The 14,147-nt window shown below is 71.4% G+C and carries 14 protein-coding genes; 9 read left to right on the top strand and 5 right to left on the bottom strand.

Annotated elements, in window-relative coordinates:
• Positions 1-10 precede the first annotated feature (10 nt).
• From OC490_RS07855 to OC490_RS07835, 5 genes are read left to right on the top strand one after another with little or no spacing between them, the layout of a single operon-like run.
• Complete coding sequence (locus OC490_RS07855; protein ID WP_262057081.1) at positions 11-1,360, top strand: L-fuconate dehydratase; 1,350 nt, start codon at positions 11-13, stop codon at positions 1,358-1,360.
• On the top strand, positions 1,357-2,112 hold the full coding sequence (locus OC490_RS07850) for an SDR family NAD(P)-dependent oxidoreductase (protein WP_262057080.1): 756 nt from the start codon (positions 1,357-1,359) through the stop codon (positions 2,110-2,112). Before OC490_RS07855 ends, OC490_RS07850 begins: the two co-directional genes overlap by 4 nt.
• Entirely contained in the window at positions 2,109-3,098 is a 990-nt protein-coding gene (locus OC490_RS07845) for an aldo/keto reductase (RefSeq protein ID WP_262057079.1), read from the top strand. The genes OC490_RS07850 and OC490_RS07845 overlap by 4 nt, the downstream gene beginning before the upstream one ends.
• Positions 3,095-3,409, top strand: coding sequence for an L-rhamnose mutarotase (locus OC490_RS07840; RefSeq protein ID WP_262057078.1), 315 nt, complete (start codon positions 3,095-3,097; stop codon positions 3,407-3,409). The genes OC490_RS07845 and OC490_RS07840 overlap by 4 nt, the downstream gene beginning before the upstream one ends.
• Positions 3,406-4,245: an amidohydrolase family protein gene (locus tag OC490_RS07835; RefSeq protein WP_262057077.1), complete on the top strand. Its 840-nt coding sequence runs from the start codon at positions 3,406-3,408 to the stop codon at positions 4,243-4,245. The genes OC490_RS07840 and OC490_RS07835 overlap by 4 nt, the downstream gene beginning before the upstream one ends.
• Here the strand turns inward: OC490_RS07835 and OC490_RS07830 are convergent.
• Positions 4,233-5,660, bottom strand: coding sequence for a lipase maturation factor family protein (locus OC490_RS07830; RefSeq protein ID WP_262057076.1), 1,428 nt, complete (start codon positions 5,658-5,660; stop codon positions 4,233-4,235). The two genes, OC490_RS07835 and OC490_RS07830, sit on opposite strands and share 13 nt — an antisense overlap.
• A gap of 135 nt (positions 5,661-5,795) precedes the next feature.
• Between OC490_RS07830 and OC490_RS07825 the strand changes: the two genes are divergently transcribed.
• From OC490_RS07825 to OC490_RS07815, 3 genes are all read left to right on the top strand, one after another.
• Complete coding sequence (locus OC490_RS07825; protein WP_262057075.1) at positions 5,796-7,169, top strand: DUF6777 domain-containing protein; 1,374 nt, start codon at positions 5,796-5,798, stop codon at positions 7,167-7,169.
• A 66-nt stretch (positions 7,170-7,235) separates the two neighbouring features.
• On the top strand, positions 7,236-9,302 hold the full coding sequence (locus tag OC490_RS07820; protein WP_262057074.1) for a SpoIIE family protein phosphatase: 2,067 nt from the start codon (positions 7,236-7,238) through the stop codon (positions 9,300-9,302).
• Between the two features lie 31 nt (positions 9,303-9,333).
• Positions 9,334-10,197, top strand: coding sequence for an Fpg/Nei family DNA glycosylase (locus OC490_RS07815; protein WP_262057073.1), 864 nt, complete (start codon positions 9,334-9,336; stop codon positions 10,195-10,197).
• 31 nt (positions 10,198-10,228) lie between these two features.
• On the opposite strand, the gene OC490_RS07810 is transcribed toward OC490_RS07815, so the two are convergent.
• From OC490_RS07810 to OC490_RS07800, 3 genes are all read right to left on the bottom strand, one after another.
• Positions 10,229-10,879 carry a zf-HC2 domain-containing protein gene (locus OC490_RS07810; RefSeq protein ID WP_262057072.1) on the bottom strand — a complete coding sequence of 217 codons (651 nt, stop codon included), beginning with the start codon at positions 10,877-10,879 and terminating at the stop codon, positions 10,229-10,231.
• Between the two features lie 141 nt (positions 10,880-11,020).
• A complete protein-coding gene (locus OC490_RS07805; protein WP_019068324.1) occupies positions 11,021-11,536 on the bottom strand; it encodes a hypothetical protein in 516 nt (171 codons plus the stop codon).
• A gap of 157 nt (positions 11,537-11,693) precedes the next feature.
• Positions 11,694-12,239 carry a sigma-70 family RNA polymerase sigma factor gene (locus OC490_RS07800; protein ID WP_093623629.1) on the bottom strand — a complete coding sequence of 182 codons (546 nt, stop codon included), beginning with the start codon at positions 12,237-12,239 and terminating at the stop codon, positions 11,694-11,696.
• Positions 12,240-12,461: 222 nt separating this feature from the next.
• Here OC490_RS07800 and OC490_RS07795 point away from each other — a divergent pair, with 222 nt between their 5' ends.
• Complete coding sequence (locus OC490_RS07795; protein WP_262057071.1) at positions 12,462-13,601, top strand: CapA family protein; 1,140 nt, start codon at positions 12,462-12,464, stop codon at positions 13,599-13,601.
• A gap of 25 nt (positions 13,602-13,626) precedes the next feature.
• Here OC490_RS07795 and OC490_RS07790 read toward each other — a convergent pair whose 3' ends face one another.
• Complete coding sequence (locus OC490_RS07790) at positions 13,627-14,097, bottom strand: MarR family winged helix-turn-helix transcriptional regulator (protein WP_262057070.1); 471 nt, start codon at positions 14,095-14,097, stop codon at positions 13,627-13,629.
• Positions 14,098-14,147 lie beyond the last annotated feature (50 nt).

Genomic DNA, 14,147 nt, shown 5'->3' with positions numbered 1-14,147 from the left:
AAGGCCTTCCGTGTCACCGATCCCCGGCCCCCCCGCTCGCGTAACCGCGGTCGACACCTACGACATCCGTTTTCCCACCTCGCGCGAACTCGACGGTTCCGACGCGATGAACCCGGACCCCGACTACTCGGCGGCCTACGTCGTCCTGCGCACCGACGCGGCCGACGGGCACGAGGGGCACGGATTCAGCTTCACCATCGGGCGGGGCAACGAAGTCCAGGTCGCCGCGATCCACGCGCTGCGGGACCATGTGATCGGCCGGTCCGTCGACGAACTGTGCGCGGACCCGGGGACGTTGAACCGCGACCTGATCGGCGACAGCCAACTCCGCTGGCTGGGGCCCGAGAAGGGCGTGATGCACATGGCGATCGGCGCCGTGGTCAACGCGGCCTGGGACCTCACCGCCAAGCGCGCGGGCAAGCCCCTGTGGCAGCTCCTCGCCGACGCCGACCCCGAATGGCTCGTCAGCCAGATCGACTTCAGGTACATCACCGACGCCCTCACCCCGGACGAGGCCCTGGAGATCCTGCGACGCGGCCGGGCGGGCGCCGAGGACCGGCGAACTCGCCTTCTGGAGCGGGGTTTTCCCGCCTACACCACCTCCGCCGGCTGGCTCGGCTACGACGACGAGAAGCTCACCCGGCTCGCCGTGCAGGCCGTCCGGGACGGCTTCCGGCAGATCAAGCTGAAGGTCGGCGCCGACCTCGACGACGACATCCGGCGCTGCCGTGCGGCCCGTTCGGCCGTCGGCCCCGACATCCGGATGGCGATCGACGCCAACCAGCGCTGGGACGTGGACGAGGCGATCCGCTGGACCAAGGCCCTCACCGAGTTCGACCCGTACTGGATCGAGGAACCCACCAGCCCCGACGACGTCCTCGGCCACGCCGCCATCCGCGCCGCCGTGGCCCCGGTGAAGGTCGCGACCGGCGAACACGTCCAGAACCGCGTCGTGTTCAAGCAGCTGCTCCAGGCCGGCGCCCTCGACATCCTCCAGATAGACGCGGCCCGCGTCGGCGGAGTCAACGAGAACCTCGCGATCCTGCTGCTCGCCGCCAAGTTCGGCATCCCCGTCTGCCCGCACGCGGGCGGCGTCGGCCTGTGCGAACTCGTCCAGCATCTCTCGATGTTCGACTACCTCGCCGTCTCCGGCACCACCGACGACCGCGTCATCGAGTACGTGGATCATCTGCACGACCACTTCCTCGATCCGGTGGTGATCCGCGAAGGTCACTACATGGCACCCACCACCCCCGGGTTCTCGGCCACCATGCGGCCCGAGTCCATCGCGCGCTTCACGTTCCCCGGCGGCACCTTCTGGGCCGCCGACATCGACAGCCAGAAGGGACACGCGGCATGACCGACTTCGAGGGGCTCAAGGCCCTGGTCACCGGCGGCGCCTCCGGCATCGGACGCGCCACGGCCGACCTCCTCGCCGAGCGCGGCGCCCAGGTCGCCGTCCTCGACCTGGACCCGAGCGCCGTCGAGAAGCCGCTGCTCGGCTACCGCGCCGACGTCACCGACGACGCCTCCGTACGACAGGCCGTCGCGTCCGTCGTCGCCGACCTCGGCGGACTCGACATCCTGGTCAACAACGCGGGCATCGGCGCCCAGGGCACCGTCGAGGACAACGACGACGAGGAATGGCACCGCGTCTGGAACGTCAACGTCATAGGCATGGTCCGCGCCGCCCGCGCCGCGCTCCCGCAGCTGCGCGAGTCCTCCCACGCGGCGATCGTCAACACCTGCTCCATCGCCGCCACCGCCGGGCTTCCCCAACGCGCCCTCTACAGCGCGACCAAGGGCGCCGTGTACTCCCTCACCCTCGCCATGGCCGCCGACCACCTCCGCGAGGGCATCCGCGTCAACTGCGTCAACCCCGGTACGGCGGACACCCCTTGGGTCGGCCGCCTCCTCGACTCGGCTCCCGACCCGGCCGCCGAACGCGCTGCCCTGGCCGCCCGCCAGCCCTCCGGCCGGCTCGTCTCCGCGGCAGAAGTCGCGGGCGCCATCGCCTACTTGGCGAGCCCGCTGTCCGGGGCCACCACCGGCACCTCGCTCGCCGTGGACGGCGGCATGCAGGGCCTGCGCCTGAGGCCGGTGGGCCAGTGAGCATCCTCGGCGCAAGCCGGGTCGAGGTGGGCGGGCTCGGCCTCGGCGCCGCCCCGCTGGGCAACCTGTTCACCGAAGTCGACGACAAACAGGCGTATCGGGCCGTCAACGTCGCCTGGCAGCAAGGCATTCGCTACTTCGACACCGCACCCCACTACGGCATCGGCCTCTCCGAGCGCCGCCTCGGCGCCGCGCTGCGCGACCGTCCGCGCGCGGAGTACACGATCTCCACCAAGGTCGGCCGCCGCCTGGAACCCGTGGAGACGGTGACCGGCGACGACCTCGTCAACGGCTTCGCCGTGCCCGCCACCAGCCGCCGTGTCTGGGACTTCACCGCCGACGGGATACGGCGCACCCTGGACGCCAGCCTGGAACGGCTCGGCCTCGACCACATCGACATCGTCTACCTCCACGACCCCGACGACCACGCCGAACAGGCCTTCCGCGAGGGCTATCCCGCCCTGGAGAAGCTCCGCGCCGAGGGCGTGGTCGGCGCCATCGGCGCGGGCATGAACCAGGCCGAGATGCTCACCCGCTTCATCCAGGACACGGACGTCGACGTGGTGCTCTGCGCCGGGCGCTACACCCTGCTCGACCAGAGCGCCCTCACCGAACTCCTCCCGTCCGCCGTCGCCCGCGGCAAGGCCGTCGTCATCGGGGGCGCCTTCAACTCCGGTCTCCTGGCGGACCCGAAGCCGGACGCGACCTACAACTACGCCCAGGCACCTGCCGAGTTGCTGGACCGGGCGCTCCGCATGAAGGAGACGGCCGAGCGGCACGACACGACCCTGCGCGCCGCCGCCCTGGCGTTCTGCGCCGCGCACCCGGCCGTGGCGAGCGTCCTGGTCGGCGCCCGCTCGGAGGCCGAAGTGCGGGACTGCGCCGAGCAGTTCGCGGCCAAGGTGCCGGGCGCGTTCTGGCAGGAGCTGCGGGACACGGGGCTGCTGTCCACCGACGCCCCGGTGCCGACAGAGGAGTCGCCATGAGAGTGGCACTCCACACCAAGGTGCGCGCCGACCGTGTCGCCGCCTACGAGAGCGCCCACCGCGAGGTCCCCGAGGAACTCACCGCCGCGATCCGGGCCGCCGGTGCCACCTCCTGGACGATCTGGCGCAGCGGCACCGACCTCTTCCACGTCCTGGAGTGCGCCGACTACGCCCGCCTGCTGGCCGAGCTGGACCAGCTCCCGGTGAACGTCGCCTGGCAGGCCCGCATGGCCCAACTCCTGGACGTGGTGCACGACTACACGAGCGAGGGCGCCGGCGCCGGCCTGCCCGTCGTATGGGAGCTGCCATGACCGTCGACGCACACCACCACGTCTGGGACCTCTCCGTCCGCGACCAGGACTGGATCACCGGCCCCGAACTCCAGCCGATCCGCCGTGACTTCACCGTCGCCGACCTCGCGCCCGAGGCCCGGGCGGCCGGCGTCGGCCGGACCGTCCTCGTCCAGACGATCACCGTCGCCGAGGAGACACCGGAGTTCCTCGCCCTCGCCGACACGCACGACCTCATCGCCGGAGTCGTCGGCTGGGCCGACCTCACCCGCCCCGACATCGCCGACGAACTGGCCCGGCTGCGCGAACTCCCCGGCGGCCACTACCTGAAGGGCATCCGCCACCAGGTGCAGGGCGAACCCGACCCGAACTGGCTGCTGCGCCCCGAGGTGCGCCGCGGCCTCGCCGCGGTGGCCGACGCGGGGCTCGTTTACGACCTGCTCGTGCTGCCCCACCAGTTCCCGGCCAGTGTCCAAGTAGCCGCGTCCCTGCCCCAACTCGCCTTCGTCCTCGACCACTTGGGCAAACCGCCGGTCGCCTCGGGTCGGCTGGAACCCTGGGAGGCGGCCCTCCGCTCCCTCGCCGCACTCCCCAACACCTACTGCAAACTGTCCGGCCTGGTCACGGAGGCCGACTGGAAGACCTGGAGCACACAGGACCTGCGCCCCTACACGGACGTCGCGCTCGACGCCTTCGGGCCGGGCCGGCTGATGTTCGGCTCCGACTGGCCGGTGTGCACCCTGGCGGCGAGCTACGGCGAAGTCGCCGCCGCCACAGGTGAGTTGACCGACGATCTCAGTGCGGCGGAGCGCGCCGAGGTCTTCGACGGCACGGCGACCCGCGTCTACGGCCTCTGAACCGCCTTCGCCAGCCCGGTCGGCGGGAAGTACTCCCGCACGAACGTCCGCTCCCAGCACGCGCCCGTCTCCCTCAACTCCCGCCAGTTCGTGCAGCGGTAGCGGAACAGACGGGCCCGGACGTAACGCGGGGGCGCGTCCGGTGGGAACGGGGAGCGGCGCAGCAGTCGTAGCGTGTCCCGGTCGTTCTCCAGGAGCCGTTCCATCAGGGCGCCGAACCAGGGCTCGGCGTAGCCGGGGGAGAGCGCCGCGAACCACATCATCCAGTCCAGCCGCAGGTGGTAGGGCGCGAACTGACGTGGCCAGTGGTGTGGTTCGCCCGGCTTGCCCCTGAACTCGTACTCCCGCCAGTCGGAGTCCACACGCGGGACGGCGTCCGTCGTGCCCTCGATCACCACCTCGTGGCGGACACGGCTGACGTTGCCGAATGCGCCGTAGGTGTTGACCAGATGGAGCGGGTCGAAGGAACGGTTCATGGTCTGGTGGCGGGAGAGCATGTTGCGGACCGGGCGGTGGCTGAGCCGCAGCAGCAGGGCGGCGACGGCCAGGACCACGACCTCGTACCAGAGGGGAGGGGGACCGGGGACGGTCGACGGCGCCGTGTGCGGGAGGCGGATCGCCGACAGGGCCAGCGCGATGGTGAGCCAGTTCAGCCAGGAGAAGTTGCCGGACAGGACCAGCCACAGCTGAGTGGCGATCATCAGGGACGCGGCGGCTGTCGCGATCGGCTGCGGCGTGAACAGCAGGACGGGGACGACGAGTTGGGTGACGTGGTTGGCGGCGGCCTCGATCCGGTGCAGCGGGCGGGGGAGGTGGTGGAAGAACCAGCTCAGCGGGCCCGGCATCGGCTGTGTCTCGTGGTGGAAGTCCAGGCAGGTCAGCTTCCGCCAGCACGCGTCGCCGCGCAGCTTGATCAGACCCGCGCCGAACTCGACCCGGAACAGGATCCAGCGCAGCAGGAACAGCACCAGGATCGGCGGGGCCACCTCGTCGTTGCCGAGGAACACGGCCAGGAAACCGACCTCCAGCAGCAGTGACTCCCAGCCGAACGCGTACCAGGTCTGGCCGACGTTGACGATCGACAGATACAGCGCCCACGGCACCAGCCACAGCACCATCCCGCCCCAGAGCGGGAGTCGGGAGTCGAGCCCGGCGGCCAGCGCCGCCGACACCGCGCAGCCCGTCCACGCGCAGACCGCGAAGAACCGGTCCGTGTAGTGGAGTTGGAAGAGGCTCGGGGCCCGCCCGAACGGCATCCGGCGGACGAACCGGGGGACCGGCAGCATGCCGCGCTCACCGATCAGCGCACGGAACTGCAGCGCCGCCGTGAGGAACGCGACCAGATAGACCCCGGCCAGGGCCCGCTGGAAGACCAGTCGGCTCAGCCAGTAGTCGGGTGCGGTGAACCATCCCACGACCGTGTGCTCCTCCCTCCATCGTCACACCTCGGTCGGCCGTCACTCTGTGTCTTCCATGCCCCCGGTTGCGTAACCCAAGCGGGTGAAGCAGACAATAGTGGCGAATCACCCGGCTTGAGGCGGGAGAACACGGTGCGCACATCCACCGGAACCATCGCCACGGCCTGCGCGCTCTCGGCGGCGCTCCTCGTCGCCGGCTGCGGCGGCGACGGCGCCAGAGGTATGAAATCGAGCGGCCAGGCCACGAAGTCGCGCGGCGAGGTCTTCCTGCAGCCCGTCGCGGCACAGGGCCCCGACCCCTTCACGGACTCCACGGCCGTCGCGCCGAGCGCCCCGCCACGGGTCACCCGAACGCCGCAGTCGCCGCCCACGCGGCCTGCACCTTCCTGGCCGCCGCCCACACGGACCGCTTCCCCGGTGCACACGCAGGCCGTCTCCGGCGCCACACCCGGCCTCTACGGCGGCACCGCGCGGAGCGGCAGTTGCGATGTCGAGCGGCAGATCGCGTACCTCACCCGCGACCAGGCCAAGGCCGGTGCCTTCGCGCAGGCCGAGGGGATCTCCCGGAGCGCGATTCCCGGCTATCTGCGCGGGCTGACCTCGGTCGTGCTGCGCGCCGACACCCAGGTCACCAATCACGGGTTCCGTGACGCTCGGGTGACCGGATTCCAGTCGGTCCTCCAGGCCGGTACCGCCGTCCTCTTGGACAACCGGGGCGTGCCCCGCGTGCGCTGCGCCTGCGGCAACCCGCTCAAGGCGGGCGTGGCGGGCGGCAACTCCGGCAGCAGCGGACGGGGCTGGTCGGGGTACCGGCCCGCCGAAGTGGTCGTGGTGACACCGGCGCCACAGGTGATCACCCACATCACGATCATCAACATCGTCGACAACACCTGGATCGAACGGCCCCTCGGTCATCGCGGGCCGCACCACGACCACGTCGTACCGCCGCCGGTCCATGTGCCGCCGACCCGGCCCGGCACCACGCCGGCCCCGCACGCAAGCACCTCTCCGCGCCCGCACGACAGCCATTCCGGTACCGCGTCCAGCGGGACGAGCACCCCGTCCAGCGGGACGGGCACCGCGCCGAGCACTTCGTCGAGCGCCTCGCCGGGACAGTCGCCGGGCGCCTCCCCGAGCGCGTCCCCGACCGTTCCTCCGAGTGCCTCCCCGAGCGACGGGAGCGCGTTCCCCGGTGACGGCCGGAGCGCCGCCCCGGACAAGTCCACCACTCCCTGCACGACCCCGACCGTCACGCTCCCCCCTGGCGCGACCGGCGGTGCGGCAGCCCGGTTGCCGTCGCCCGGCGCTACCGGCTGCCCCACCGCGACCGTCACGGCGGCACCCAGGACGGTCGCGCCCCAGCCCTCCCGGGACCAGGGATCCCCGGACGAGATCGGCCCGCCGACCGTCCCGGAGACCCCCGATCGGCCCGACGGCGGCGGGCTGATCCCCGATGGGACCACCAGCAGTGTCTTCGGCAGCCCCACGGACGTCTTCGGCGGCTGACCGAGCGGTCGGCCGTAGGAGTCCGAGAAGTCGAATAATCGGGCAAATCCTGGCAAGGTGGGCCGCATGGTTGATCGGGGAGCGAGCGCCCTGTCACTCCCGGACGACTGGCCCGCCCACCCGGACCCGATCCTGGCGCTCAACCGCATGGGCAGCTTCGACTGGGACCTGGACAACGGCCTGTTCCACATGGACGCCCAGGCCCACGAGGTCTTCGACCTGCGCCCCGACGAATACGACGGACACCCCGAGAGCCTGGCGATCCGGGTACCGCCGCCGGAGGGCTACCGACTGGACGGTCTCGTCTCCCAGGCGATGAAGGACGGCAGCGAGAACTACGGCGCCTACTTCCGTATGCGGCTGCGCGACGGCACCCTGCGCTGGACCCACACCCAGGGCTACATCCGGCGCGACGAGACGGGCCGCCCGCGCCGGATCATCGGTATCGTCCGGGACGCCACCCAGGAACTCGCCGAGAACGCCGCGCGCCGTGAACAGGCCGCCCTGGACGCGGCCCGGCGCGACCAGACCAACGTCGTCCAGCTCACGACCGCCGCACTCGCGCACGCCCGTACCGTCCAGGACGTCATCGACGTCCTCATGGACACCCACGGCCTCGTCCACCTCGGCGCGACCAGACTGGTCATGGGGCTGGTGGAGGCCGGCCGGATCCGCCTGGTCGCCGAGGGCAGCGTCGTACCCGGCAAGGAGGTCCTCCGGATCGACGAGCCGTACCCGATGACGGAGGTCGTACGGACGCTCAGCCCGGCGTTCATCGAGTCGCCCGAGGAGTTCGCCGAGCGGTACCCGCTGCTGTGGCAGCACATCGCCGAACTGCACATCACCGCGGGCGCCTACCTCCCGCTGATCGCCCAGGCCAGGCCGATCGGCGCCATGGGCCTGCTCTACAGCGACCGGCGGGGTTTCTCGGCGGAGGAACGCAACGTGCTCGTGGCGCTGGGCAGCAGCATCGCGCAGAGTCTGCAGCGCGCCATGTTCTACGAGCAGGAGAAGGACCTCGCCCAGGGCCTCCAGCAGGCGATGCTGCCGCGTGCCATCCCGAGCGTGCCGGGCGCCGATGTCGCGGTCCGCTACCGGTCCGCGAAGCTCGGGCGGGACATCGGCGGTGACTGGTACGACCTGATTCCGCTGCCCGGCGGGCGGGTCGGCGCGGTCATCGGTGACGTCCAGGGCCACGACACGCACGCCGCCGCCGTCATGGGGCAGCTGCGGATCGTCCTCAAGGCGTACGCCGCCGAGGGGCACACCCCGGCCACCGTGATGGCCCGTGCCTCCGTCTTCCTGCACGAACTCGACACCGACCGCTTCGCCACCTGCCTCTACGCCGAGGCCGACCTGTCCACCGGAGTGGTCCAGGTGGTCCGGGCCGGTCATATCGACCCGCTGGTGCGGCAGTTGGACGGGACCTGCCGTCGGGTACCCGTTGTCGGCGGGCTGCCGCTCGGCCTGTCCGCCGAGTTCGGGCGGCTCGAATATCCCGTCTCCACCCTCGAACTCGACCCCGGCCAGACCCTGGTGCTGTGCACCGACGGCCTCGTCGAACAGCCCGGCGCGGATCTAGACGACGGACTGCAGACCCTGACCGCCCTCATCGCCTCCGGCCCCGACGACGTACGCGATCTCGCCGACCTGCTCATCGACGTGGCCGAGGAGCGCGGCGGCGAGGACGACGTGGCGCTGCTCCTGCTGCGGCGCCGCGGCCTCGACGCCCCGCGCTCCGGCGGCCGGCTCCAGCAGCATGTGGCGCCCGGCGACTCCGAGGCCCTCACCCAGGCCCGGCACATGATCCGGGCCGCCGTCCGGGCCTGGGGCGGGCGTGAGCGCGCCGACGAGGTCGAACTCGTCGCGGACGAACTGATCACCAACGCCCTGATGCACACCGAGGGCTCCGCGATCGTCACCCTCAGGGTCCTCAACGGCCCCGACCGCCGGCTGCGCGTCGAGGTCGAGGACTCCTCCAGCGCCCTCCCGCGCCGTCGCGAGGCGGGCGAGGACGGGGTCTCCGGGCGCGGTCTGCTCCTGGTCGACCTGCTCACGGACGTGTGGGGAGTGGAGGCGCGCGGCAGCGGCAAGTGCGTGTGGTGCGAGTTCGTGGTGCCGGACCGGAGCTGACCCCACGCGCCGCTGATGGCACCCTGGACGTATGCCGGAACTTCCCGAGGTCGAAGCGCTGAAGGACTTCCTGACCGAACACCTCGTCGGCCACGAGATCGTACGGGTGCTGCCCGTCGCCATCAGCGTCCTGAAGACGTACGACCCTCCGCCCACCGCGCTGGAGGGACACGAGGTGGTGGCCGTGCACCGGTACGGCAAGTTCCTGGACGTCGAGACGGACGGCGGCCCGCACTTCGTGACCCACCTTGCCCGCGCGGGCTGGCTGCACTGGAAGGACCGCCTCCCGGACGGGCCGCCCCGCCCCGGCAAGGGCCCGCTCGCGCTCCGGGTGGCCCTGGAGACAGGCGAGGGCTTCGACCTGACCGAGGCGGGCACCCAGAAGCGCCTGGCGGTGTACGTCGTAGCAGACCCGCAGTCCGTCCCGGGTGTCGCCCGCCTCGGCCCCGATCCGCTGGCCGACGACCTCGACGAGCCGCGCTTCGCCGGACTCCTCAAGGACGAACGCCGGCAGCTCAAGGGCGCCCTGCGCGACCAGACCCTGATCGCCGGGGTGGGCAACGCGTACAGCGACGAGATCCTGCACGCGGCGAAGATGTCCCCGTTCAAGCTCGCGTCGTCACTGACGGCGGCCGAGACGCACACCCTCTACGAAGCCCTGCGCACCACACTCACCGAGGCCGTCGAACGCTCCCGGGGCGTGGCCGCGGGCCGTCTGAAGGCGGAGAAGAAGAGCGGCCTGCGCGTGCACGGCCGCACCGGCCAACCATGCCCGGTCTGCGGCGACACCATCCGCGAGGTCTCCTTCAGCGACTCCTCGCTCCAGTACTGCCCCACCTGCCAGACGGGCGGCAAGCCGCTCGCGGACCGCAGGCTGTCGCGACTGCTGAAATAGGCGCGCCAACCGGTCGCCGCGGGGCGGGACTTCAGTGGGACATGAGCCGGACCAGTTGCCGGCCGTCGGCCGTTCGGACGTCGTAGTGGTCGATCTCGTCGGGGTGCATCGCCGCGCCGCCCTGCATCGTGATCATCGTGGCGTCGTGTGCGGGCACGTTCCAACTGGTCACGACCTGCTCGGAACCGTCCCGTCCGACGACCACGAGACGACAGGAGCGGGGGCCCGCGCCGTCCTTGATCTTGAGGGACACATCACTGCCGTAGTTCTCGTTCGCGGCCGTGACCTGTGCCCACACGCCCGACTTGGCGTCGGTCGCGGTGAGTTGCACGGCCCCGTCGCCGCCCTTGGCGAGCGTCGCCACCGCGGGGCCGCCCACGGCCAGTACCACCGAGGCGGCCACGGCGTACAGAAAACGTCGCCGTCCGGCCCGCTGCCGGGCCGTCACCTCGCCGAGCAACCGGTCCAGCAGCCGGGGCCCGGGTTGCGCCATGGGGTGCACTGAGCGCGGCGTCGCCCGCCGGTACAGCATCAACTGCCGTGAGGCGGGACCGAATTCGGTCACATGAGCCGCGCAGCTAGTGCACTCCATGAGGTGATCCTCGAAGCGGAAGGCCTCCGCCTCGTCCAGCACGCCGAGCGCGTACGCGCCGACGTCGCGATGCCTTTCCAGGGACCTCATGACGAATCCTCGTGCCGTTAGGTGCGGGTGGGGTTACTCCTTGCTCCCATCGGTACGCACCAGCCCGTCGAATCACTCAAGGCGCACACAGAATCGCCATCACGAATTCGTAGCGGTCGAACCCATGGATTGGTCCTTGTTTCAAAAAAGATGGATGGCGAGATGGCCGAGCGGCAGACCCAGCTGCCAGGCGGGCGTCCAGACCTTCGGCCCGTCGTCCTCACCGGTCACCGGACCGCCTCCCGGTACCGCGTCCAGATCGGGCGCGAGCAGCTCGGTCTCCTCCAGCCAGCGCCAGGCGTTCTCCGCCAGCGCGAGGTCCGGTGCGTCGACGCCGGCCTCGACCGCCTCCGCCGTCAACTTGGACATACGTTCACCGACCCAGTCCTGCCACGGCTGGTCGTACGCCGTGAGCGAAAGCCAGGTCTCAAGTTGGGTGACCACCCTGATACCGGACAATTCGCCGTCCGTGTCGGAGAGGAAGATGGTCAGCGCCAGCGCGTCCCGTCCCGCGCGGAACTCGAAGGACGTCGGCGGCATCAGGTCGCCGGTCCGCAGCAGTTCGTCGGCGATGTACTCGGCGTACAACCAGGCCATGGGGACGGTGAGTTCACCGCCGCCGGTGCCGTCCGTGCTCTCTTGACCTCTGTGCAGCATCCCTTCCTGCCTTCCTCCGGTGCGTGCGCGTCGCCCGGCCCGAGGCTCCGTCAGGAACCCCCGAGCCCCCCAGTCCGGAACACGGATGAGGACAGCCGATTACTCAACCGGGGTCCTGAGCAAGGCGCTTTACGGAGGTTTGACTAAGGAGTTGGTTTCACCGCAGGTCGGCCGCATAGCCGGGAAGCACCCGGCGCAGGGCGCGGAGCGCGTAATAGGCACGGGACTTCACCGTACCGGGCGGAATCCCGAGGGCCGCCGCGGCCTCCGCCACACTCGCCCCCTGGAAGTACACGAGCACCAGGACTTCACGGTGCTCCGGAGTGAGAGTCTTCACAGCCTCCCGCACATCGAGCGTCGCCGCCGACCGTTCCGCGTGATCGGCACAGACGCGCGCGTTCTCCAGCACCGCGTCCCCGACCTCGGGCGGTCGCGCCTGCCGGGCCCGCCGCGCGTCGATGGCGAGCCGCCGGCCCACCGTCAGCAGCCAGGGCCGTACGGACTCGAAGTCGTCGGCGCGCAACGCCTCGGGGTGCTGCCAGGCCCGTACCAGGGTCTCCTGGACGAGGTCCTCGGCGCGCTGGCGGTCGCCGTCGCAGAGCCGGAGCAGCAGTGCGAACAGCGGCCTGCCGTGCTCGCGCTGCAGTGCGGCGAGCTCGTGCTCGGCGGTCGTTCCGTGGGTGAGCGTGGGTCCGGCCGTCATGGCCGTATGGCATCGCAGCGTGCGGCCCGGGGACAGGGCGCGCGCAGGGGGCTGCGGCGGACGGTCGATCGCGTCGACGAACGGTGCGACGAACGGTCCGCGCCACCCGGTGATCCCCCACACGCGCACACCGGACGGGTCATGAGGGGCCCGAAGCCGTTTGCGGGGGCGCTGAGGTTCATACCTATCGGTGGGTAAATATGACCACAGTGGGGTGAATTGATGATCGCACGCAGACGACTGGTGGCCGTCGCCCTGGTGGGCATTCTCGCCGCGGCCGCCGCCTGCCAGGCCCAGCACCACGACCCGAAGGCCGCCGGCCGCCCGGCACCCCCCGCCGCCCGCGGCTTCACCCTGGTCGCCGCCGGCGGCATCCTCCCGCACGGCGCCGTCCTCGACCGCGCCCGTTTCGACGCGGGCGGCACCGGCTACGACTTCGCGCCGATGCTCTCCGGCGTCCAACCCCTCGTCTCCCGGGCCGACCTGGCGCTGTGTCACATCGAGACCGCCTACGGCGACCGCACCGGCGCCCCGTTCTTCGACTCTCCGCCCGAGGAGGCCCGGGCCCTCGCCGCGACGGGCTACGACAGCTGCTCCACCGCCTCCGACCACAGCCTGGACGACGGCCCGTTCGGCATCCAGCACACCCTCGACACCCTCGACGGCGCCGGCGTACGGCACGCGGGAACGGCGCGCGGCGACGCCGAGGCGCGCACGGTCACGCTGCTGCGCGCCGGGCCCGCGAAGGTCGCCCACCTCGCCTACACCGCCGACACGAACGGCGTTCCGCTCCCGGCGGGCGAGCCCTGGTCCGTCAACCTCCTCGACCCGGCCCGCATCCTCGCCGACGCCCGCGACGCCCGGCGCGCGGGTGCCGACGTGGTCGTCGTCTCCCTGCGCTGGGGCACACCGGGCCAGGACGCGCCCGACCCGCAACAGGTCGCCCTGGCCGGCGAACTCACCGCAGCCCGCACCGCCGGCCGCCCCGACATCGACCTGATTCTCGGCACCCACGCCCGCACCCCGCAGGCGTACGAGAAGGTCAACGGCACCTGGGTCGTCTACGGGCTCGGCGACCAGGTCACCGGCGAGATGTACGACAACGCGGGCACCCAGGACCCCGGCGGCAACACGAGCACCCTCGCCCGCTTCACCTTCGTGCCGCCCGCCCGGCCCGGCGCGCGATGGGAGGTGGCCAAGGCGGAGTTCGTCCCGCAACTGTTCGACGTCGACGCGGGCCGGGTCGTCGACGTCAACCGGGCGATCGCCCAGGGCGCCGAGTTGACCGGGGACCGCGACCGCATCCGCGAGGTGGTGCTCGGCCGGGGCGCGGCGAAGGACGGGCTGGTGATGGGGAAGTAGCTCGTGACGGGGAAGTGGCGGACGGTCAGTCCACGTCCACGTGGTCGAAGGTCCTGAGGATCTCGGTGAGCACCCGCACGCACGCGCTGACCTCGGCGTCGGTCAGATCGCCGCCGACCTGGCGGTTCAGGGAGTGCTCGCGGCCGAGGACGGACGTGATGACGGACCGCCCCTCCTCCGTGAGCCGGATCAGGGAGGACCGCTGATGCGCGGGGTTGGGCGTGACCTCCACCCAGCCGTGGACCGCAGCCTCGTTGACCATCCGCTGCACGAACTGCCGGCTCAGGGCCAGGGTCCGGCCCATCTGGGGCACCGTCATGGGCCCGTGCTGCCGCAGCAGGTCCAGTACGGCGCGTACGCCGACGGAGACCCCCTCGACCGGTTCGCCCTGCTCGACCTTGCGCAGGGCGCGCCGGTAGAGCGGGCCCACCAGGTCGAACACCTCGGTGAGGCGGTGGCCGAGTTCGTCGGGGGACAGGGGAGGGGAGTCGTTCACCGGTCCATCATGACACCTGGGTTGCCAACCCTTCCCGAAGATGACACCTT

Origin of the sequence: Streptomyces sp. STR69, from assembly GCF_024519455.1 — a bacterium.
In the GTDB taxonomy this organism is placed as follows: Bacteria; Actinomycetota; Actinomycetes; order Streptomycetales; family Streptomycetaceae; genus Streptomyces.
This window is presented reverse-complemented; position numbering and strand designations above follow the sequence as displayed.